General features: G+C 36.2%; 23 protein-coding genes, 1 pseudogene and 1 riboswitch. Of the genes and pseudogenes, 15 read left to right on the top strand and 9 right to left on the bottom strand.

Going from position 1 to position 21599, the window contains the following annotated elements; all coding sequences use genetic code 11:
- Positions 1-110 precede the first annotated feature (110 nt).
- The 3 genes from MKX37_RS26500 (at position 111) to MKX37_RS26490 (ending at position 3167) form a co-directional block, all read left to right on the top strand.
- A complete protein-coding gene (locus MKX37_RS26500; protein ID WP_002130130.1) occupies positions 111-1682 on the top strand; it encodes a GAF domain-containing sensor histidine kinase in 1572 nt (523 codons plus the stop codon).
- A gap of 20 nt (positions 1683-1702) precedes the next feature.
- Positions 1703-2350: a response regulator gene (locus MKX37_RS26495; protein WP_002016393.1), complete on the top strand. Its 648-nt coding sequence runs from the start codon at positions 1703-1705 to the stop codon at positions 2348-2350.
- Positions 2351-2540: 190 nt separating this feature from the next.
- Complete coding sequence (locus MKX37_RS26490) at positions 2541-3167, top strand: FMN-dependent NADH-azoreductase (protein WP_078421772.1); 627 nt, start codon at positions 2541-2543, stop codon at positions 3165-3167.
- A gap of 66 nt (positions 3168-3233) precedes the next feature.
- Here MKX37_RS26490 and MKX37_RS26485 read toward each other — a convergent pair whose 3' ends face one another.
- A complete protein-coding gene (locus MKX37_RS26485; protein WP_078421774.1) occupies positions 3234-4463 on the bottom strand; it encodes a chloride channel protein in 1230 nt (409 codons plus the stop codon).
- A gap of 319 nt (positions 4464-4782) precedes the next feature.
- Positions 4783-4887: riboswitch (SAM riboswitch) on the top strand.
- A 234-nt stretch (positions 4888-5121) separates the two neighbouring features.
- Here MKX37_RS26485 and MKX37_RS26480 point away from each other — a divergent pair.
- The 3 genes from MKX37_RS26480 (at position 5122) to MKX37_RS26470 (ending at position 8746) form a co-directional block, all read left to right on the top strand.
- Positions 5122-6420 carry a bifunctional O-acetylhomoserine aminocarboxypropyltransferase/cysteine synthase gene (locus MKX37_RS26480; RefSeq protein WP_002068601.1) on the top strand — a complete coding sequence of 433 codons (1299 nt, stop codon included), beginning with the start codon at positions 5122-5124 and terminating at the stop codon, positions 6418-6420.
- Complete coding sequence (gene metA / locus MKX37_RS26475; protein ID WP_078421775.1) at positions 6404-7309, top strand: homoserine O-acetyltransferase MetA; 906 nt, start codon at positions 6404-6406, stop codon at positions 7307-7309. The genes MKX37_RS26480 and metA overlap by 17 nt, the downstream gene beginning before the upstream one ends.
- A 141-nt stretch (positions 7310-7450) precedes the next feature.
- A complete protein-coding gene (locus MKX37_RS26470; protein WP_002130122.1) occupies positions 7451-8746 on the top strand; it encodes a homoserine dehydrogenase in 1296 nt (431 codons plus the stop codon).
- 29 nt (positions 8747-8775) lie between these two features.
- Here MKX37_RS26470 and MKX37_RS26465 read toward each other — a convergent pair whose 3' ends face one another.
- Positions 8776-9402 carry a YczE/YyaS/YitT family protein gene (locus MKX37_RS26465; RefSeq protein ID WP_002130121.1) on the bottom strand — a complete coding sequence of 209 codons (627 nt, stop codon included), beginning with the start codon at positions 9400-9402 and terminating at the stop codon, positions 8776-8778.
- A 98-nt stretch (positions 9403-9500) separates the two neighbouring features.
- Here MKX37_RS26465 and MKX37_RS26460 point away from each other — a divergent pair, with 98 nt between their 5' ends.
- The 5 genes from MKX37_RS26460 to MKX37_RS26440 are packed head-to-tail and all read left to right on the top strand — an operon-like array spanning position 9501 to position 13966.
- Positions 9501-10478, top strand: a complete 978-nt coding sequence (locus MKX37_RS26460) for a LacI family DNA-binding transcriptional regulator (protein ID WP_002167305.1) — start codon at positions 9501-9503, stop codon at positions 10476-10478.
- 10 nt (positions 10479-10488) lie between these two features.
- Complete coding sequence (locus MKX37_RS26455; RefSeq protein WP_002167306.1) at positions 10489-11370, top strand: SGNH/GDSL hydrolase family protein; 882 nt, start codon at positions 10489-10491, stop codon at positions 11368-11370.
- Positions 11367-12284, top strand: a complete 918-nt coding sequence (locus tag MKX37_RS26450) for an ABC transporter ATP-binding protein (RefSeq protein ID WP_078421777.1) — start codon at positions 11367-11369, stop codon at positions 12282-12284. The genes MKX37_RS26455 and MKX37_RS26450 overlap by 4 nt, the downstream gene beginning before the upstream one ends.
- Complete coding sequence (locus MKX37_RS26445) at positions 12277-13269, top strand: ABC transporter permease (protein ID WP_002089839.1); 993 nt, start codon at positions 12277-12279, stop codon at positions 13267-13269. Before MKX37_RS26450 ends, MKX37_RS26445 begins: the two co-directional genes overlap by 8 nt.
- 19 nt (positions 13270-13288) lie before the next feature.
- Positions 13289-13966, top strand: a complete 678-nt coding sequence (locus MKX37_RS26440) for a uracil-DNA glycosylase (RefSeq protein WP_002130117.1) — start codon at positions 13289-13291, stop codon at positions 13964-13966.
- A gap of 38 nt (positions 13967-14004) precedes the next feature.
- On the opposite strand, the gene MKX37_RS26435 is transcribed toward MKX37_RS26440, so the two are convergent.
- The 3 genes from MKX37_RS26435 to MKX37_RS26425 all read right to left on the bottom strand — a co-directional run bounded on the left by MKX37_RS26435 (position 14005) and on the right by MKX37_RS26425 (position 16818).
- Positions 14005-14298: a DUF3817 domain-containing protein gene (locus MKX37_RS26435; protein WP_000953390.1), complete on the bottom strand. Its 294-nt coding sequence runs from the start codon at positions 14296-14298 to the stop codon at positions 14005-14007.
- Positions 14299-14507: 209 nt separating this feature from the next.
- Positions 14508-15329, bottom strand: a complete 822-nt coding sequence (locus MKX37_RS26430) for a Cof-type HAD-IIB family hydrolase (RefSeq protein WP_033731127.1) — start codon at positions 15327-15329, stop codon at positions 14508-14510.
- Between the two features lie 205 nt (positions 15330-15534).
- Positions 15535-16818: a purine/pyrimidine permease gene (locus MKX37_RS26425; RefSeq protein WP_002167308.1), complete on the bottom strand. Its 1284-nt coding sequence runs from the start codon at positions 16816-16818 to the stop codon at positions 15535-15537.
- A gap of 171 nt (positions 16819-16989) precedes the next feature.
- Here MKX37_RS26425 and MKX37_RS27510 point away from each other — a divergent pair, with 171 nt between their 5' ends.
- The 4 genes and pseudogenes from MKX37_RS27510 to MKX37_RS26410 all read left to right on the top strand — a co-directional run bounded on the left by MKX37_RS27510 (position 16990) and on the right by MKX37_RS26410 (position 18079).
- On the top strand, positions 16990-17091 hold the full coding sequence (locus tag MKX37_RS27510; protein WP_002130114.1) for an ion channel: 102 nt from the start codon (positions 16990-16992) through the stop codon (positions 17089-17091).
- A pseudogene (locus MKX37_RS26420) lies at positions 17060-17353 on the top strand (cation:proton antiporter regulatory subunit); the annotation flags it as partial. The gene MKX37_RS27510 and the pseudogene MKX37_RS26420, both read left to right, overlap by 32 nt.
- Positions 17354-17359: 6 nt before the next feature.
- Positions 17360-17647, top strand: coding sequence for a YwdI family protein (locus MKX37_RS26415; RefSeq protein ID WP_001198367.1), 288 nt, complete (start codon positions 17360-17362; stop codon positions 17645-17647).
- 63 nt (positions 17648-17710) lie between these two features.
- Positions 17711-18079 carry a DUF423 domain-containing protein gene (locus MKX37_RS26410; RefSeq protein ID WP_002130112.1) on the top strand — a complete coding sequence of 123 codons (369 nt, stop codon included), beginning with the start codon at positions 17711-17713 and terminating at the stop codon, positions 18077-18079.
- Between the two features lie 31 nt (positions 18080-18110).
- Here MKX37_RS26410 and gerQ read toward each other — a convergent pair whose 3' ends face one another.
- The 4 genes from gerQ to hemQ form a co-directional block, all read right to left on the bottom strand.
- Positions 18111-18548 (bottom strand): spore coat protein GerQ, encoded by a 438-nt coding sequence (gerQ, locus tag MKX37_RS26405; protein ID WP_002068595.1) that lies wholly within the window; start codon positions 18546-18548, stop codon positions 18111-18113.
- A gap of 27 nt (positions 18549-18575) precedes the next feature.
- Positions 18576-18998: a cell wall hydrolase CwlJ gene (cwlJ, locus tag MKX37_RS26400; RefSeq protein WP_002068596.1), complete on the bottom strand. Its 423-nt coding sequence runs from the start codon at positions 18996-18998 to the stop codon at positions 18576-18578.
- Positions 18999-19172: 174 nt separating this feature from the next.
- The gene (locus MKX37_RS26395; RefSeq protein WP_078421779.1) at positions 19173-20450 is read right to left on the bottom strand and encodes a serine hydrolase; all 1278 of its coding nucleotides are present in this window, start codon (positions 20448-20450) and stop codon (positions 19173-19175) included.
- Positions 20451-20645: 195 nt separating this feature from the next.
- Positions 20646-21389 (bottom strand): hydrogen peroxide-dependent heme synthase, encoded by a 744-nt coding sequence (gene hemQ, locus MKX37_RS26390; RefSeq protein ID WP_001287592.1) that lies wholly within the window; start codon positions 21387-21389, stop codon positions 20646-20648.
- Between the last annotated feature and the right edge of the window lie 210 nt (positions 21390-21599).

Here is a 21599-nt window from a genome sequence, read left to right as displayed (position 1 = left end):
AATGAAAACTATGTTTTCACCATTATATCAATGTTACGAATAAGTACAAAGTGAAAAGTAGATGATTTATGTTAAGTACTATTTAAAATCTTGTATGTAGGAGACGAATTATGTTTCAAGAGAATCGTACAAATGAATTAGTTATATTAAAAGAGATTGCAGAAACGTTGAATACCTCAAATGATACATATCACGTACTTCAAGCTGTGCTGGAAAAGCTGTTGAATGTAACTGGTTTAACGACAGGGTGGATTTTCCTTGCGGATGAAAATGGTAGATATACAAAATTAATTGATTACCAATTACCAGAGGGATTGAAATTCGAAAATAAACGACCGATGTGTGAGGGGAATTGCTGGTGCTTACACCGCTTTGTGGAAGGAAAACTAGAGCGAGCAGTTAATATTATTGAATGTAAGAGAATTAATAATGCGATTGAATACAACTGGGGAGATACAGAAGGGATTGTACATCATGCGACAGTACCGCTAAAAGCGGGAGAAGATGAATTTGGCGTGTTAAATGTAGCTAGCCCAGGTAAAACGCATTTTTCGGAAGAAGAATTAGTACTATTACAATCAGTTGCCTTTCAAATTGGAACGGCATTAAAGCGTACAAAACTGTATGAAAATGAAAAGAGAAGAGCTCATTATTATGTAAAGTTAGAACGCTTTATTCAAGCTTTAAGGACAATTCATAAATTTAATGCATTACCAGAAGAGATTGTAATGCAAATAGGGAGCTTATTTCTATGGGAGCAAGTTGTATTCTTTATTAGAGAAGAAAATGAACTAGCTGTGAGAGCTTCTTATAAGAAAGGTGAACTACAAGATGATTTGAGGGCAGTAGCACAGGAAGCGTTGGAAAAAGAAGAATCTGTCTTGTCGAAGCGTCAGGTTGGTAATATAGAGCATCCCAATAGGACAGTTATCGCTATTCCGATACATATTCAAGATCATATATTTGGAGTATTAAGTGTAAGTTCTAATAATGGAGAATTTGATATAAATACGATAGATGTAGTACAAGCGTTAGCAAATCATATTTCATTAATGATAGAGAACTTAAGATTAAATGAAAAACGCCGCGAACTTGTACGAATGGAAGAGCGTAATCGTTTAGCTAGAGATTTACATGATTCTGTTTCACAAAAGTTGTTTTCATTAACGTTTATGACGAAAGGCGCTGAAGCTGTCTTAAAGGGTCAAAATGAAAAGGTAGATCAGTCTTTGTATGAGATGCGTGAATTAGCACAAGGTGCCTTAAAAGAAATGAGGACATTAATTTGGCAGCTCCGTCCGGCTGGATTAGAGAAAGGGTTATTACCAGCTTTAAAGCAATATGGTGAAAGTTTAGGATTGAAAATTCGGGAACAAGTTACAGGTGTACGTGATTTGCCGCGTGTAGTAGAAGAAGCGCTATGGCGAATTGGACAAGAAGCTTTAAATAACGTAAGTAAGCATGCGAATGTAAGAGAAGCGACGATTTATTTCAAAGTGACGGAGAAAAATGTATCATTAGAAATAGTCGATCAAGGAAATGGGTTTGTAGAAAAGGATATAAAAGAGAAGAAATCACTCGGTATGACTACGATGCGTGAAAGAGTAGAATTAGTTGGTGGAACAATTAAAATTGTAAGTAGTAAGAAACGAACGAGTATAAAAGTAAACGTACCATTATGATGTGAAAATGAGGGAAGTTTGTGAAAATAAAAGTATTGTTAGTTGATGATCATACAGTTGTTTTAAAAGGATTAGCATTTTTTCTAAGCACACAGGAAGATTTTGAATTAGTTGGTGAAGCAAATAATGGGAAAGAGGCGCTAGTGAAAGTAGGCGAAACGAGTCCAGATGTCGTATTAATGGATTTATATATGCCTGAGATGGATGGAATTGAGGCAACAGCTTGTATTAAAAAAGAATATCCAAACGTGAAAGTAATTGTATTGACTAGTTTTTCTGATCAAGCTCATGTATTGCCGGCACTAAAAGCTGGGGCGAGCGGTTATATTTTAAAAGATATCGAACCAGATCAGCTTGTTGAAGCTATTCGAAGCGCGTATAAAGGTAATATTCAATTACATCCAGATATAGCAAATGCCCTTCTTTCTCAAACATTACCACAGGAAGAGAAAGAAGAAGAACCTTCCGTTCAAGTGGATGTATTAACAGCGAGAGAAAATGAAGTATTGCAGTTATTGGCGAAAGGGATGAGTAATAAAGAAATTGCTTCTGTTTTAGTTATTACAGAAAAAACGGTAAAAGCTCATATGAGTAGTATTTTGAGTAAGTTACATTTATCCGATCGCACACAAGCAGCATTATATGCAGTGAAAAATGGAATTGTATAAGACAAAAGTCGTAAGACCTAGTTCGCCTTTAGAAGGTGGACTTTTTTTATGGAAAAATACGTCTATGTGAGGACGTAATTGTCTTGATATAAAGATAAAATGTATTTGTAAGCAACAATAATTATAAGGGAGTACCCTTTTTCGTAAGTGATATATAACAACATAAGAGTGAGTAGTAGGAGGAAAAACAATGGCAACAGTTTTATTTGTAAAAGCAAACAACCGCCCAGCGGAACAAGCAGTTAGTGTGAAATTATACGAGGCATTTTTAGCAAGCTATAAAGAAGCGCATCCAAATGATACAGTGGTAGAACTTGATTTATATAAAGAAGAATTACCATATGTAGGCGTAGATATGATTAATGGTACATTCAAAGCAGGTAGAGGATTTGATTTAACAGAAGAAGAAGCAAAAGTGGTAGCAGTTGCTGATAAGTATTTAAATCAATTTCTAGAAGCTGATAAAGTAGTTTTCGGTTTCCCATTATGGAACTTAACGATTCCAGCCGTATTACACACGTATATTGATTATTTAAACCGTGCTGGTAAAACGTTTAAATATACACCAGAAGGTCCAGTTGGGCTTATTGGAGATAAGAAGATTGCGTTATTAAATGCACGCGGCGGCGTATATTCTGAAGGACCAGCAGCTGAAATGGAAATGGCTGTAAAATATGTAGCGAGCATGATGGGCTTCTTCGGCGCAACAAATATGGAAACGGTAGTTATTGAAGGACATAACCAATTCCCAGATAAAGCAGAAGAGATCATTGCAGCAGGTCTTGAAGAAGCGGCTAAAGTAGCAAGTAAATTTTAATTAAAAATATAATCGTCACTCGAAAAAACAGCATTAACATTTACATGTTAATGCTGTTTTTTTATATTAATTTGTAGTTTCGTTATGTTTAGGAAGCGGAAATGCATTCCCAATCGCTGCTGCCCCGAGCATCGGTAATAATAAATTGAGCGGGAAAAACATGAGTAATAGTAATGTTATAGCTATTGGTTTTCTTAATGCATAGCTTGAAATAGCTGTCGTGACGATGGCTACAGAAGCTATTGGATCTATTGGGATAATAGAAGTTATAGCATATCCGATACTTGATCCAGCAAATATAATTGGGAAAATATGTCCGCCGCGCCAACCCGTATTTAAACAAACGGCAGTAATACATAATTTTAAAACTCCTGAAAGAAGTAGTACCCAAAAGGATAAATGGCTCCATTCAACGACTAAATCTTTTAATTGATGTTCCCCTGAAAATAACGTGTACGGGAGAAAAGTTCCTGTAACCCCTAATAAAATACCGCCTATAATTCCAAGTGATACCTTGTATTCCCTGAAGGGGTGGATTAATTTCTCTAATGTGAATTCTAATTTGAAGTAAAAGAAACCAACTATAGCACCAATGCTAGCAAGTGGTAGAAAGGCGATCCATTCATTAAGAGCAAGAGACCCTTCCCCAAAATCAACAATAAAGGATCCACGATTATCGAGTTTACTAAGCAATAAATAAACGGAAAAACCAGCAAAAGTGGTAGCTAAATATACGATTGCTTTTTTTCCTTTCGAAAATTCATTAATTTGCTTATCCTCATTTTCATTGGGAGCTAAATAACCGAATAATGGTGCATTAAAAATAACACTTAAAGTGGCACCAATTCCAACCTCTGTTAGTTCATTCATTCCCTTTAAAGCAAATTTAAAGCGATCTCCTACCCATGTACAAAGTCCACCGATAATTCCAACAAGTGCAGCTTCTGGTCCTAAACTAGCTCCAAATATTAAAACGATAATCGCAGTTAAAGTAGCTTTATGTACAAAACGGTATTCAATTCTACCTGTTTTTTTATATTCAGCCATCACTTCCGGCATAAGACGTGGATATGTACCGAAGTATTTTTGTGTTAAACCAACGAGGATACCACCGATGATTGTTACACAAATGGTGTAATAAGGGGGAGAAGAGAAAAGAGTAGGTAAGTATCCCCAAATAAAGTGAATTCCGATATTTATTGTGACTAAAAATGACCAGACCGTGACTCCTACTATAGAGCCTAAAAGAATGCCATATAGGACGAGTATATGGTGCATGTCTTTTTTATTTTTCATGTTCTACCTCCGTTATGTAAGTTTTCATGTAGAAAAGATTAAATATGCTAGTGTGAAATGAATTGAATATATATAGTATCTTTTTGAGAGGGTGGCTTATTCAATATATTGGGATCTCATGAAAATTTGAAACCAACGCGGTTAAACCACCTATTTAATTCTATATATGGATTGGGGTTTTTAAAAGGTCTTTTTCAAATGAATATGGAATATATTTCTTTTATTGTTTGTATTAAATTCCTTGCATTTAATTTAGAACATTCAGAAAAACTATTTGACATCAGGAAATTATTGCTATAAAATCAACGGTAATTGCATAGTCTTATCAAGAAAAGGTGGAGGGACAGGCCCGATGAAACCTTGGCAACAGCCGTATAACGGAATTGTGCCAAATCCTGCAGGTAATAATCCTGAGAGATAAGAAAGAGCCTTAGAGCGTGTTTTCAAACTGCTCCTTTCTTGTTTTCAGGGAAGGGGCAGTTTTTTATTTTGGATAAAGTGAAACTTTAATCAGTGGGGGTTTTGCCCCTCCCCCGCTAATTATTAGCCTTCATCAATCGGGCAGTTATCTCCCGCCTAACTTCCTCGCATTTGCCGAATTTGGAGGTGGGAGTCTTACTACCCGCAAATAGCGGGATAAAAGAAAGGAGAATGAGAGATGGGAGAGTCATGGGGGAAAGGAACGATTTGTGTGCAAGGTGGCTATACGCCAAAAAATGGTGAACCGCGTGTTTTGCCACTTTATCAAAGTACAACGTATAAATACGATACGTCAGATGATTTAGCGGCACTATTTAATTTAGAGGCAGAAGGATATATATATACGCGTATTGGAAATCCTACTCTAGCTGCATTTGAGCAGAAGTTATCAGATTTAGAAGGCGGTGTAGGGGCTGTTGCAACAGCTTCTGGGCAGGCAGCCATTATGCTTGCGGTTTTAAATATTTGCAGTAGTGGAGACCATTTGCTTTGTTCTTCAACTGTTTACGGAGGAACGTTTAATTTATTTGGAGTGAGTTTGCGAAAGCTGGGCATAGATGTTACGTTCTTTAATCCTAATTTAACGGCAGATGAAATTGCGGCACTTGCTAATGATAAGACAAAACTCGTTTATGCAGAGTCGTTAGGAAATCCAGCAATGAACGTTTTGAATTTCAAAGAACTTTCAGCAGCAGCAAAAGAATTAGAAGTACCTTTTATCGTTGATAATACATTAGCGACGCCTTATTTATGCCAGGCGTTTGAACATGGGGCAAATATCATTGTCCATTCTACAACGAAATATATTGATGGCCATGCAAGTTCTCTAGGCGGGATTGTAATAGATGGAGGGAACTTCGATTGGACAAATGGAAAATACCCTGAGCTTGTCGAACCTGACCCGAGTTATCATGGCGTAAGCTATGTTCAAAATTTTGGAGCAGCAGCGTATATTGTGAAAGCACGCGTTCAGTTATTAAGAGACTACGGAAACTGTATGAGCCCATTCAATGCATATATTAGCAACATTGGCCTGGAAACATTGCATTTACGAATGGAGCGTCATAGTGAAAATGCTCTCGAAGTTGCTAAGTGGCTTGCTAATCATGATCGCATTGAATGGGTGAATTATCCAGGATTAGATAGTAATGAAAATTACTCGTTAGCACAAAAGTATTTGAAAAAAGGTGCTAGTGGAGTTTTAACATTTGGTATTAAGGGCGGATTAGAAGCAGCAAAAGAATTTATCGCAAATGTAAAGCTTGCAACTCTTGTAACGCATGTAGCTGATGCAAGAACTTGTGTAATACATCCTGCTAGTACGACGCACAGACAATTAAGCGCAGAAAATCAGCGTTTAGCTGGCGTTACATCTGATTTAATCCGTTTATCGGTCGGTATAGAAGATGTTTCTGATATTATTGCAGATTTAGAAGCGGCGCTAGTCGGAGGCAAACAACATGCCGATCATAATTGATAAAGATTTACCAGCTCGCAAAGTATTGCAGAAGGAAAATATTTTTGTAATGACGAAGGAGCGAGCAGTAACACAAGATATACGTGCTTTGAAAATTGCTATATTAAATTTAATGCCCACAAAGCAAGAAACAGAGGCGCAATTACTTCGTTTAATTGGAAATACGCCGTTGCAATTAGATGTGCATTTACTTCATATGGAATCGCATCTGTCTCGCAATGTAGCGCAGGACCATTTAACGAGCTTCTATAAAACATTTCGTGATATTGAGGATGAAAAATTTGATGGACTCATTATTACAGGAGCACCAGTTGAAACTCTTTCTTTTGAAGAGGTAGATTATTGGGAAGAGCTTGGACGTATTATGGAGTATTCAAAAACGAATGTAACATCTACGCTTCATATTTGCTGGGGGGCACAAGCAGGTTTGTATTATCACTATGGTGTGCCGAAGTATCCTCTTGCGGAAAAAATGTTTGGTGTATTTGAACATGAGGTTTGCGAGCAACATGTGAAATTGTTACAAGGGTTTGATGAAGTGTTTTTTGCTCCGCATTCTCGTCATACAGAAGTAAGAGAGAGTGATATTGAAAAGGTGAAAGAATTAACGTTATTAGCCAATTCTGAAGAAGCAGGTGTTCATCTTGCTATTGGGCAAGAGGGAAGGCAAGTTTTCGCACTCGGACATAGTGAATACAGTTGTGATACGTTAAAGCAAGAATACGAACGGGACTGCCAAAGAGGGTTAAATATTGATGTGCCAAAAAATTATTTTAAACATAATAATCCAGATGAGAAGCCACTTGTTAGGTGGAGGAGTCATGGGAATTTATTATTCTCTAATTGGCTGAATTATTATGTGTATCAAGAAACCCCTTATATATTGTAAATAATGATTGTATAACACGTGGTAGCGTTTTATTTGTAAAGATTAACCTTTATTTTTCTTAATATTCAAAATACATTGTTTTTCAGATTTTTTGTCTATATAATGGCATCTAAACACAATTTTTGAGGGGTGGACAGTATTATGAAAGACATTCAAGTGGGGTTATTAGGTCTTGGGACAGTTGGTAGTGGTGTAGTTCGTATTATTACAGATCATCAAGAACGACTTATACACCAAGTAGGTTGTCCAGTGAAAGTAACGAAAGTATTGGTGCAAAACATTGAGAAAGAGAGAGAAGTAGACGTGCCTTCTACTCTATTAACACAAGATGTGAATGAAATTTTAGATAATCCTAATATTGATGTTGTCATTGAAGTAATGGGCGGCATTGATGATGCAAAAGCATATATTTTACAAGCTTTAAAAAGCGGGAAGCACGTTGTGACTGCAAATAAAGATTTAATGGCGTTACACGGAGCGGAACTCTTAGCGGTAGCAAAAGATAATAAGGCTGATTTATTTTACGAAGCAAGTGTAGCTGGAGGGATTCCAATTTTACGAAGCATCGTAGAAGGACTTTCCTCAGATCTTATTACGAAAGTAATGGGAATTGTAAATGGAACGACAAATTTTATTTTGACGAAAATGTCAGACGAAGGGAGAGCATATAACGACGTGTTAAAAGAAGCTCAGCAGCTTGGATTTGCAGAAGCAGATCCAACATCAGACGTAGAAGGTTTAGATGCAGCAAGAAAAATGACGATTTTGGCTACCCTCGGTTTCTCTACAAATGTAGAGCTTGGAGATGTGAAGGTAAAAGGAATTACTTCTATTACAGCAGAAGATATTGAATATAGTAAGAGCTTAGGCTATACAATTAAATTAATTGGTCTTGCAAAGCGAGATGGCGAGAAATTAGAGGTTACAGTTGAGCCAACTTTACTTCCAAATGCACACCCTCTTGCGGCAGTGCAAAATGAATATAATGCTGTCTATGTGTATGGTGAAGCGGTAGGAGAAACGATGTTTTATGGACCGGGAGCAGGAAGTTTACCGACAGCGACAGCTGTTGTTTCTGACCTAGTTGCTGTAATGCAAAATATTAGGCTTGGTGTAAACGGAAATAGTGCGGTAGTCCCGCAATATCAAAAGGTACTAAAAGAGCCAGATGAAATTGTTGTGAAAAAGTTTTTAAGACTTCATGTGAAAGACGAAATTGGTGTGTTTGCAAAAATCACATCATTGTTCTCTGAGCGCGGTGTTAGTTTTGAAAAGATTATTCAAATGCCACTTGAAGAGAAAGGGAAAGCAGAAATCGTAATCGTAACGCATCGTGCTTCTCTTGCGGATTATGAGTACATTCTACATACATTGCAATCGTATGAAGAAATAGATTGTGTGAAAGCAAATTATCGAATTGAAGGAGATGCTAAGTAGTATCTCTTCTAATAAAACGAAAAAACCTATTAAGCGGCTTGCTTAATAGGTTTTTTTCTATTTAAAATTTGCGTACCAACTTGAATAAAAGCTTGAATAATCCAACCTGTTGTAAAGGATAAGATAATTGTTCCAAAATAGATTGGCCCATCTAATAAGAAGCTTAATGTTAAAAATAAAAAAGCTAATGAAATTTCTGTTCTTCTAAATGTCCATTTCTTTTTCTCAGCAACAGTTAAAACGAAAGCCTCTTGAGGTGCTGCGCAAAGGTTAGTAGAGACGTAAAGACCAATTCCGGCTCCGACAAATAGATTTCCGCAAACAAGTGTTATATATTTTGGAAGAGAGCGGATAATGTCCATAATAGTCGTAATAGAACCAACCCAATCAACAAAAAGAGAAATAAGAATCATTGTGACAATTGTGCCGATTGTAATTTGTTTTTTGTCCCAAAAGAGTACGATCAGGGTAAAAACAAAGTTAATCATGAAAATCCAAAAACCAATACTTATCCCAAAATTTTGATATAGTGCAATAAAGAAGGAATCATAAGGGCTAAGTCCAAAGGAAGTAATTGTCGTCATCATATTAATACCGATGGCGAGAATGAGTAAACCGCCAATGAAAAATATATATTCTAGTTTGAATCGAAGCATAGTTGTATATCCTTTCAAAATGTATTTGCTAAGAAAGGATATACTGTGGAAAGCTTACCAGGTCAAGCGAGAATTTTTGAGGGGAAGGGGAGAATGAGATGACTAATATAAGAAAGATTGCTGAACTTGCTGGTGTATCTGTTTCAACTGTTTCACGTGTACTCAATAATCATCCGTATGTGAATGAACAGAAACGAAAAGAGATTTTAGCGATTATTGAAGAATTAAATTATACGCAAAATGTGAATGCGATTCATTTAGTGAAAGGAAAAACGAATGTAATTGGCGTGTTATTGCCGCACGTAAATGATCAATATTACAGTGCCATTATTGGGGGGATATCAAAGGAAACCGCAAAGAACAATTATAATATGATGCTTTGCCAGACAAATTATAGCGAGGAAAAAGAGCTTGAAATTTTACATATGTTAAAAATGAAAAAGCTTGATGGAGTAATTATATGTTCACGGACAAATAGTAAGGAAAAACTTGAAGAGTATACGAAGTTTGGTCCAATTGTGATGTGTGAAGAAATAGATTCAAAATTCATTTCGAGTGTACATATTGATTACTACAAAGTATTTTTGCGCGGGATGAAAAGCTTAATAGATGCTGGTCATACACGTATCGGATATTGCATTGGAAGAAGTAATAGTATTAATAGCCAGAGGCGAAAAAAGGCGTATGAAGATTCACTTCAACAGATTGTTGTAACACCGTTAGATGCCTGGAAGTTTAAGGGCTGTTTTACGGTGGAAGATGGGCGCAATGTAGTCAGGGAATGGGCTCGTATGTCTGTAAAACCGACGGCTTTTCTTGTATCTTGCAATCATATTGCTGCAGGAATGGTAACGGAGGCGAAAAAACAAGGAATTCGTATCCCAGAGGATATTACGATTATCGGATGTGATGATCAAGAGGTGGCAAATATATTAGGTATTACGACGATTTCGCATTCTAGTAAAAATGTTGGTGTAAAGGCATTTGAATTATTATATGAAAAGATTAATGATGAGGAAATAGATGTGAAACATGTAGAGTTATTACCAGGTTTGGTAGATAGGGAAACGACATAATAGAGAAGGTGTGAAAATCGCTTTTCGAAAATTCGTTTGGTATAATTATGGACAATCTATAGGGGCTAAAAGGGGTTTTGATATGAGATCAAAATTAGTAAAAGTAATTCTACTCATTACAATTGCGTCTTTCTGTTTATTTGCATACGGTTTTGTTTCGGGTGTAAATGATGTATTAAATCCGAAAGCTTCAAAATTAATTACGAAGACTGACGTATTGGAAAAAGAGAAAAAGAAAACAGGAACGTTACAAGTAGTTAGTTTAGGTGATTCGTTAACGCGCGGCGTTGGTGATAAAGAAGGAATTGGCTATATTGGACGAATGAAAGAGAATTTACAAAAAGATTATAAACAAAAAGTTGCACTAAGCAATTTGGCAGTTAGTGGTGCGAAAATGCCCGATTTATTAAAACAAATCGAAAGCAGCGGAGCTCAATATTCAATTAAGCAAGCAGATGTAATTGTTTTAACAATTGGAGGAAATGATTTGTTCCCAGGATGGGAATCGCTCGGAAAGATAGATTTAGAGACGTATCGTCCTGATACGGAAACGTTTCAAAATGAAGCGAAGAAAATTATAGAAGAAATTCGTAAATTAAACACAGATAGTCCTATTTTTTGGCTAGGTTTATACAATCCTTTTGAGGATGTAGAAGATTTAAGAGGTTCATCAAATATTGTTGTTGATTGGAATGCTTCTTTAGAGAAGTTAGCATTAAATGATAAAAATGTATATATTACACCGACATTTGATTTATTCCAAAATCGTGGGAAAGATTTATTATACTCCGATCATTTTCATCCGAATGAAGTAGGCTACACATATATGGCAGAGCGATTAGTCCAAAACGTCGTAAGTAAATTAAAACTAGAGCAAGGAGGGATAAAATGACGACGATACTTTCTGTACGAGACTTGAAGAAGGTAATTGGAAAGAAGACGCTTGTAGAGAACATTTCATTTGATGTAAAACAAGGAGAAGTGTTTGGCTTTTTAGGACCGAACGGAGCCGGGAAAACGACAACAATTCGAATGTTAGTCGGACTGATTAAAGCGACAGAAGGTACTATTTCTATCGGTGGTTATTCTATTAAGGAAAATTTCAGAGAAGCGATGCGTCAAATTGGAAGTATAGTTGAAAACCCAGAGCTTTATACATATTTAACGGGATGGGAAAACTTAAAGCAATTTGCGCGCATGCTTGGTGATATATCAGATGAACGTATTATTGAAATTGCAAAAATGGTTCATTTAGATGAGCGTATTCACGATAAGGTAAAAACATATTCCCTTGGTATGAAGCAGCGTCTTGGAATTGCACAGGCGCTGCTTGGAAACCCGAAATTGCTCATATTAGATGAACCGACGAATGGTTTAGATCCAGCTGGGATTAGAGAACTTAGGGAATTTATACATAAGCTTGTAAAAGAAGAAAATATGAGTGTATTTATTTCGAGTCACTTGCTAAGTGAAGTGCAACTGATATGCGACCGTGTTGCTATTATTCATAAAGGAAAAATGATAACAGTTGCACCTATTGAAGAGTTGATCAAAACAGCGAGTGATCGTGTGGAATGGGTCGTTACACCGATTTCCAAAGCGAAAGACATGTTAGACGCTGCTGAAGAGATAGAGGAAGTTAGTGTAGAAGATGAGCGTTTATTATGTCGTATGGATGTTGCGTCTATTAATGTTTGGAATAAGCATTTTGTAGAAAACGGGATAGATGTACATAGCGTCAAAGAGCTTGTATTTACGCTAGAAGATTTATTTATTGAACTCACAAGGGGTGAGCAACATGCGTGAATTTGCGAATCTAGTTTTAAATGAATCAGAAAAGATTTATCGTAAGAAACGAATTGTTGTTGTCATGCTTATTTTAGCAATCTTGATTCCACTTTTTGTGTATGCTCAGTATCGTGAAATAGAAACGACGCAAAAAAGGCTTGGTACGACCGATTGGAAAGTATCATTACAGCAACAAATTGTTGATTCACAAAACCGCTTGAACAATTCTAGATTGCCAGAAGAATGGCGGGATTGGTTAAAAGTAAGAGTGGAACAACAACAATATTATTTAGATCATAATATTAATCCGACTGCGCCAGGAGCACCGACATTTGTGAGGGCGTTTATTGAACAAGGAATAACGTTATTTATTCCATTGCTCGTTATGATTGTCGCCATTGATATTGTTTCAGGAGAACGAAGCGATGGTACGATGAAAATGCTTCTGACGAGGCCAATTCGGCGCTGGAAAATACTCCTTAGTAAATATGTGACGATGTTATTTTTCATTTCGCTCATATTGCTTCTTGTCGGTTTGTTTGCTTACGCATTATCAGGGCTTGTATTTGGATACTCTGGATGGAATTTACCTGTGTTAACAGGATTCGTCATTGATAAGGAAACGTTAAATACGAACTTTGTCCACCTTATTCCGCAGTGGCAATACATTTTAATGGCGTACGGACTAGCTTGGTTTGTTGCTATCGTTGTTGGAACTATATCATTTATGGTCTCTGTTTTAATTCGTAATACACCAGCTGGTATGGGCGTTATGTTAGCTGCGTTAATTGCAGGCGGCATTTTAAGTTCATTCGCAACGTCTTGGGAAGGTGCGAAATACATTTTTAGTGTCAACTTATCGCTAACGGATTATTTATCAGGAAAACTGCCTGCATTACAAGGATTATCAATGGGATTTTCTTTAATAAATTTAACGGTTTGGGCAGTAGTATCTCTTATCATTTCGTTTGTAGTATTTACAAGGCAGGATATGGTGAATTAATTGGATAGGAAGTGAAGGCATGGAAAACATTTTGCAGAATGATTGGGGACCATTACTGGGGCCAGAATTTGAGAAAGAATACTATCAAAATTTAGCTAACTTTTTAAAAGAAGAGTATGAGGAGCATGTGATTTATCCAAAGGTAGAAGATATTTTTAACGCTCTAGAGTATACAAGTTATGAAAATACAAAGGTCGTTATTTTAGGACAAGACCCATATCATGGACCGAATCAAGCGCATGGTTTAAGCTTTTCGGTACAACCTGATATTAAAACGCCGCCATCATTGCTAAATATGTATAAAGAACTTCGAGATGAATATGGTTATGAAATTCCGAATAACGGTTATTTAGTAAAGTGGGCGGAGCAAGGAGTTTTATTATTAAATACTGTGTTAACGGTTCGTCAAGGTGAAGCAAATTCTCATAAAGGAAAAGGATGGGAACATTTCACAGATCGCGTAATCGAGTTATTAAATGATCGTAAAAAACCAGTTATTTTCATATTATGGGGACGTCATGCACAGGCGAAGAAAAAGTTAATTACGAATACGAATCATTATATTATCGAGTCCGTACATCCAAGTCCATTATCAGCAAGACGAGGTTTCTTTGGAAGTAAGCCGTACTCTAAAGTAAATACGATTTTAGTTAATATGGGCGAAAGAGAAATTGATTGGGAAATTCCAAATTTATAAATAGAAAAGGTAGTTAACAGTTGTTAACTACCTTTTTATTATTGTTGTTCGTTCTTTAGTTTTGCATCTAGTACAAAAGTACCAAATGGGATAACTGATGAAACGAATGCCCCAAGTGCCCATAAAATTGATTTACGGTGTACGATTGTTACTTGAATTACCGCAAAGATGAATAGAATAAATAAAACGCCATGAGCCATGCCTGTAATTTTAACAGCTGTTGCAAAACCTGCAAAATATTTTAATGGCATTGCTACAAATAATAGTAATAGGAAAGAAATCCCCTCAATTAAGCCGATTGCTCTTAATCTTCCGATTGGTGTAGATAACATGAAGTAGCCTCCTTTAATGTATGCTTGTATATAGTAAATTTGTATTCTTTTTCAAAATGAAATAGTCTATTTTGTTTAATTATATACAAAAAGAAAGTTTACACTACGAGAATAGTGCAAAGTTCAAAATATAGTCACAAAAGCATTGCAATTTAAATAAAAACCTATTTGAAGTATTTGACTTCAAATAGGTTTTATGAATGAAAATATTAAACAAGCGCTTCGCTTTTTAGTACAAATTTCTCTACAACTTTAGCAACACCATCGTTCATATTTGTATCTGTCACATAGTTTGCGATTTCTTTAATATCATCGGGTGCATTGCCCATCGCAACGCCAAGACCAGCAAATTCAATCATCGCTTGATCGTTATAGCTATCGCCCATTGCGATAACTTCTTCGCGTTTAATACCAAGTTTTTGGATTAGTTGGTTTAGGCTTGTTCCTTTTGTAACACCATGTTCAGTAAATTCTAAGAAGAATGGTTTAGAACGCATAACGCTTAATTGGCCTTCTAGTTGTTTTTGTAGTTTCTTTTCTACTTCAACAAGACGTTTAGCTTCTTTGTTCATTAATACTTTTACTACAGGCTCTGTTACAGCGGCTTTAAAATCATCTACTACAACGATTGGCATACCAGTAATGTCGCCCTCAATTTCAGTATACGGATTATTTTCTTCCGTTACGATATCATCGCCAATATAAGTATGAATCCATACGTCTTCAGTTTTACTAATTTCAAATAGGTTGTGAACGATTTCAGGAGATAGCGTACTACTGAAGATTTCTTCATTTGTTTTACAATTAATAATTTTTGCGCCGTTAAAAGATAGAATGAAGCTACCGTATTCCTCTAAACGAAGTTCTTTTGCAACATTGCGCATACCAAACGTTGGGCGCCCAGAAGCAAGTACAACTTTAACTCCTTGCTCTTGTGCTGTCATTAAAGCCTCTTTCGTACGAGGTGAAATTGTATGGTCGTCGCGTAATAAAGTATCATCTAAATCTAAAACAATCATTTTATAAGTCATATAGAAAATTCCTTTCTTTGTTGAAATAGAAATAAATTTTTATGAAGATAGTGGGGAATATATAGTAAGACATCGAACTTCTTTGCATGAAACTAGGAGAAGTTCTGCATTGTTAGTATAAATTATCATGAGCGTGTTGCCCATGATAATTTATCATTATCGTAACAACTCTAAAGATAGAGTGCAATAATGGAAGTTTTCCAATTTACGATGGTTGTTTTTCGTGCGAACGAGAAAATAATATTTCCAGCAAGATAGCCATTACAGATCCAAGAACAAGACCGTTACTTAAAAATGATGCTAAAAATGGTGGTAGCGTAGAAAACGCTCCAGCTGGAACGAACATAACGCCGACTCCTGTAAAGATTGAAAGACCTGCTACTTTAAATAATTGTTCTTTATTTTGTACAGTGTCATATTCGCGGAAAGCGAGACCAATCATGCTTGCAAATACAGGATAAATCGCAGCATACCCAACTGCAACGGGGATGGCTGCAAAGAATGAAGTAATCTTTGGGAATATACTAACAAGAATGATAAAGCTTGATCCTAACATAAATGGAAGGCGCTTATAAATATTTGTCGTTGCAATAAATCCTGCGGATCCAGAAATGGCAACAGGACCAATGGCTGAAAATAGACCGCCTAGCAATTGATTTATTCCTGTTATAATGCCAGCTTGTTTGAAGCGATTCTCCGCAGCATCTTCTTCATACTTAGAAACAACCTTTTGTACAACGCGAATACTTGCTAACATATTTGTTAGAAGTAGTAGTGTGACGAAAACTACCGTAATTGCCATGTTCCATTCAATGCGAGGCATTCCGAAAACAAACAGAGATGGAAGACGAATTATATCTGTCACAGGTGTTACTGGATTAGATAATCCGAAGCACGCAAATAATATCCAGCCGCAGACGATACTGAAAAGAACGGAATATTGTCCAATAATAGGTAGCTTCATAATGAAAAAAGATAGTAAAATAACAATGAGTGAAAGAATAAATACCTTTGGCTGTACTTCTGTATGTTGTCCATCAAGGCCAAACATGCCTTTTAAGAAGGAGCCACTAAGTTGTGCGACCAAAAGGAATAAATACGTTCCAATTACTGTCGGTGTAAAGTAACGAACTAGTTTATCAATAAGTCCAAAAACACTAAGAATAATACAAATGATGCCACTTAATAGGAAAGCGTACTGAAGGACCTTAAGTGTTTCATTGCTTGATCCAAATAATACGACGCCTAAACTTGCATACAAGGAGAAAATTCCCCACCAAAGGCCTGCAGGACCTTCTTGGATAGGAAGTTTATGACCAAATATAGCTTGCAAGAGACCGGCAAAACCGAGAACAAATAATGTTCTTTGTACAAACGCGATAGCTTCAGCGCCATCAAGGCCGTAACTAGTTGCGACACTAATTGGTACAATAAGACTTCCAGCTAAAATAAATAGTGCCCATTGTAAGGCAGAAAGAAATAGCTTCATTATATCAACCTCTTTCATAGATTCCGTTTTCTAGTATATACGTATTTCATTTCCTCTGGCAAAGATTGTAGATAGAGAAAAGAGTTGAAACATAATATGAATGTACGGAAGCAATTATGGATAGCGATTATATGTATGACTTTTGTTGTAATTCTAGGAATGCTATGATTTATGACAATTGAAGAGATTAGCCTGTTTCAAGCATTTTGGATGACGATGATTACTGTATTAACGGTTGGATATTGCGAATCCGTTAACAGTGCATTATATTGATACAGTATTGTATGGAATAGAGCAATCATTTGTAATTGAAGAAATTCAAGTTGGTAAAGGTTCTAACTTAGCTAGTAAATCGTTATTAGAGAGTAATGTGAGAAATCAATTTGGTGTAACAATTTTAGCGATTTTAAGAGATGGGTATATTATCCATAATCCAACGGGGCAGGAAAAGCTGCAAGAACATGATATGATAATAGTATTTGGTTCAGTGGAGAAACTGAGGCAATTTGAGAAAGAACTACAAAGTAAGAGGTGACAAGGAATGCAAGTATCTAGCGATAAGGTTTTAAATAAAATGGCGAGTGAAATTGCAAAGGCAAAAAGTAGTGAAGGACAAAAATCAAAAGAGCATTTATTAGTTGTGCGTGCACTATGTGATTTATTATTAGATGAACAAGTTGAGCCTTCTACGTATAGAGAACCACAAGTTCAATCACAAATAATCGGATCTCAGCCTATAACAACAGTTCAACCGGTTATGCCAGTTTCTGGAGAACCTGTGTATATAAAAGAAGAAGGTGCAAATGGTAATTCTTTATTTGATTTTTAGGGATTAAATCGTTTGGATTATATGTGAAAATTGCTTATGATAAAAATAAAAAGGGGAATTAAGATGAAAATTTTCTTTTTACTAGGTTGTATTGCAGCGGGGCTATCTGTTGCATTAGGGGCTTTTGGAGCACATGGTTTAGAAAATAAAATTTCTGCAAAAATGTTAGAAGTGTGGAAGACGGGCGTTACATATCAAATGTTTCATGCAGGTGGCTTATTCGTAATTGCTCTATTAATGGACAAAATGCAATCATCACTTTTAAACACTGCAGGTTGGCTTATGGTAGCTGGGATTATTATGTTCTCAGGCAGTCTTTATGCATTAAGTACAACAGGTATTAAATTCTTTGGCCCAATTACACCCCTTGGTGGTGTAGCGTTTATTGTGGCGTGGATTTTAGTCGGAACTGCAGTTGTAAAAGGGTTATAAAAAACAAAAGCTGGCATTCGCCAGCTTTTTTTTATGGTCTTGGAGCATAAGTTGCTTGTTGACCAGGTAAATACGTAATTTCTCCTGGGAATTCTACATAATCTAAATAAATCATTAGTAGTAAAAAGCGTTTTCCAGATTTCGGCTCACTAATTACGATATGATCACGGCCAGCTGCCTCGATGATCCCTGTATAAGATTGTGTACCAAGCGAACTACCGCGTTCATAAGTCATTACAACTGTAGCTGGCTTACCCTTATTTAAACGAAGGATGTTTTCAATATACGATTGCTCTAGTGGTAACATACCTTGAGAAACTGCAAGTTGAGCCTGAGCAGCTTGTTGTTGCATCGCTTGCTGTTGTTGCTGTTGCTGCTGTTGCTGTGGGGTCATTTGTTGTGGTTGCACATAAGTTCCGGATGGTTGATAAAAACCTGTTCCATAGTATGGGTTTTGTTGCTGTGCCATTCAAAAATCCCTCCTCATTTTCATTCCTTAATATACGCCAGGACAATCTTCACCAGATGGTTGGAAGAAGCAGTGCTTTTTAAAACGTCCTGAATTTTGTTGGTTATACCAAGTTGGCGGGCAAGGACCTTCAGGCCTAAAGAACCATAAGGAAAAGTTGGCGGGCCAAAAACGTTGTCCCTGAATTGTCCGGCGGGCTAAGGCGATATCTTGTTCTCTCGCTCGTTGATAAAAATACCCTTTTTGAGTTGCTTCAAAACCACCAGGATTTTGATAAACCATCTGACGTAAATTTCGGACTTTTTTAAAGTCTAAGCAATCTCCGCGGACACGATTTACGCCGACATTTCCAACCATTAACATGCCTTGTTGTCCTTCTCCTTCAGCTTCGGCACGCATGAGTCTAGCTAATAACTTTACATCTTCTTCTGTATGCGCGATAACACCCATTATGTGTCACCTCTCTTTTTGGAATACCCTTCGGAAAGAGGTTTTTTCTAGATGAAGTGTGGAACAATTACTAGTTCATACGTATGAGAAAAAGGACGCAGATATGACAACCAAACGAAGTTTTACATCTAGAGGGGAAAATAAAAAAAGCTAGCGTGAGCTAGCTTTTCATCATTAAAATACTTTAGACCATAAATTTGAGAAGAAATCGCCAATTGAACGCATTGTTAATACGAACCAATTTGCTTTTTCTACTTCTTCAGTCGTTTTTGCAATAACTTTTATACTTTTATTTCCGTCTAAGAAACCATATTTATCAGATGGTTCTAAGACGATTGAACCTACCTTTGCATCTTTCTTAATAGGAGCAACTAAATGCTCATCTTCAGCAAGTGATTTATCTGCTTCAGTAGAAATTTTGTAAGGGGATTTGCTACCTTTTGCAGTAACTACTGTCACTTCTTTTTCTGGTGCAACTGTTACGTAGTCTTCTTTTCCTTTTATTACAGAAATTTTGTTGTTTTTATCTATTTTTAATTTCTGTTTTTCGAAGTTATTAAATCCATATTCAATTAATGCGCGAGATTCTGTGAAACGTTCGTCCATTGATTTCGTTTTAATAATAACAGATATAAGACGTAAATCACCGCGTTTTGCTGTAATGGTAAAACCATACCCAGCTGTATCGGAACTTCCTGTTTTTAAACCATCTGCTCCTTCATAAGAGAAAGCAGCACCTGGTAACATCCAGTTCCAATTTTCCATACGAATTGGTTTTGGATGATTATCTGGGAAGTTTCTAAATCTTTGTTTTGTATCCTCTAGCATTTCTGGATACTTTGTAATAATTGTTTTTGAGAGAATACCCATATCGCGAGCTGACATGGAGTTTTCTCCATTCGGATCAGTTCCTTCAGGATGTTTTCCTTTTAAATCAGCGTTATTTAACCCAGTAGCGTTTACAAATTTATATTTCTTTAACCCTAGTTTTTTCGCATGTTCATTTGCGAGATTTAAGAAGTTCTTTTCACTTCCTGCAAGTAATTCTGCTAAAGCAATACTAGATCCATTCGCAGAGAAGATAACGATAGAATGGTATAATTCTCTTACAGTATATTGACGTCCTTTTTCGAACGGCACGTTAGAGAATTCATTATTACGTGAAACTTCATAAGCGTAATCAGAAATAGTTACTTTCGTATCCCAAGTGATTTTTCCTTCTTTAATTGCTTCTAATACGGCATAAATAACAATTAATTTTGACATACTAGCGATAGCTAGTAATTCATCTGGATTTTGTTCATGCAGTATTTTTCCTGTATCCGCATCAAATAGCAGTGCAGCAGCTGCCTCTATATGTATTTTTTCTTCTGCATGGGATGTTGTTACTCCTAAGGAAGAAATTGACAATAGAGACGCTAGTAAAATAGACAAGATTTTCTTCATATACATTATCACCTTCGCATCGTTATTAGCATATAGCTCGTACCATTTTAGCATAAATTTGGATATAGAAAGGTTACAATTTTGTAAGGAAATTGAAAAGAATTTGTCGATTTTTGTTCAAATTTGCAGAGAAAAGAAGTTTTTTGTGGGTAAATATAGAGGATAATAAAAAAAGGAACGAAATTCGTTCCTTTTTCATTATTATATGTGTAAAAATTTCTCTACTTTTTCGTCTGGTAAAATGTTCCCAACGAAGAATGTACCGAATTCACCGTAACGGGCACTTACTTCATCGAAGCGCATTTCATATATAAGCTTCTTAAATTGAAGAACATCGTCAGCGAATAATGTTACGCCCCACTCGAAATCGTCGAATCCGACTGATCCTGAAATTACTTGGCGTACTTTCCCTGCGTATTGGCGACCGATTTTACTGTGACTGTACATCATTTTTTTACGTTCTTCCATAGGAAGCATGTACCAGTTGTCATCACCTTGGCGACGCTTGTCCATTGGATAGAAGCAAATATGATTTGCTTTTGGTAACTCAGGATATAAGCGAGCTAAGATTTGTGGGTTTTGGTATGGATCTTCATCAGCTGGAAGGTAGTTGCTTAGTTCAACAACAGATACGTAAGAATATGCAGGAACTAAATATTCAGCTAATGTTGTTTTATTTAATTCTGTTTCGATTTCATTTAACTCTTCCATTGTTGGACGTAAGATCATAAGCATAATATCTGCTTTTTGACCAACAACTGTATACATTGCATGACTGCCTTTTTTTGCAGTAGCTACTTCGTTCCATTTTTCAACGACATTTAAAAATTCAGACACTGCTTGTCCGCGTTCGTCACTAGATAATGTTTTCCATGCTGCCCAATCAATAGAACGTAAATCATGTAAACAATACCAGCCATCTAACGTTGTTGTTGCTTCACTCATTCTATTCACCTCAGTTAATGATATTTTACACGTTAACTATAGCATATATAGGATTAAAAACATCTACATAAAGTTTCAGCGCATAAAATTGTCACATTTAAATTTACTTGAAAATAGGAGGAGATAAGGTTTAAAGGGGCTTTATTTCTATGCTGAATTTTATGAAAATATAATCATTTTCATTTTATCTATTTTTTGGGAGCTATAAGT

Origin of the sequence: Bacillus sp. FSL R5-0709 (assembly GCF_038004785.1) — a bacterium.
Taxonomy (GTDB): Bacteria; Bacillota; Bacilli; order Bacillales; family Bacillaceae_G; genus Bacillus_A; species Bacillus_A mycoides.
This window is presented reverse-complemented; position numbering and strand designations above follow the sequence as displayed.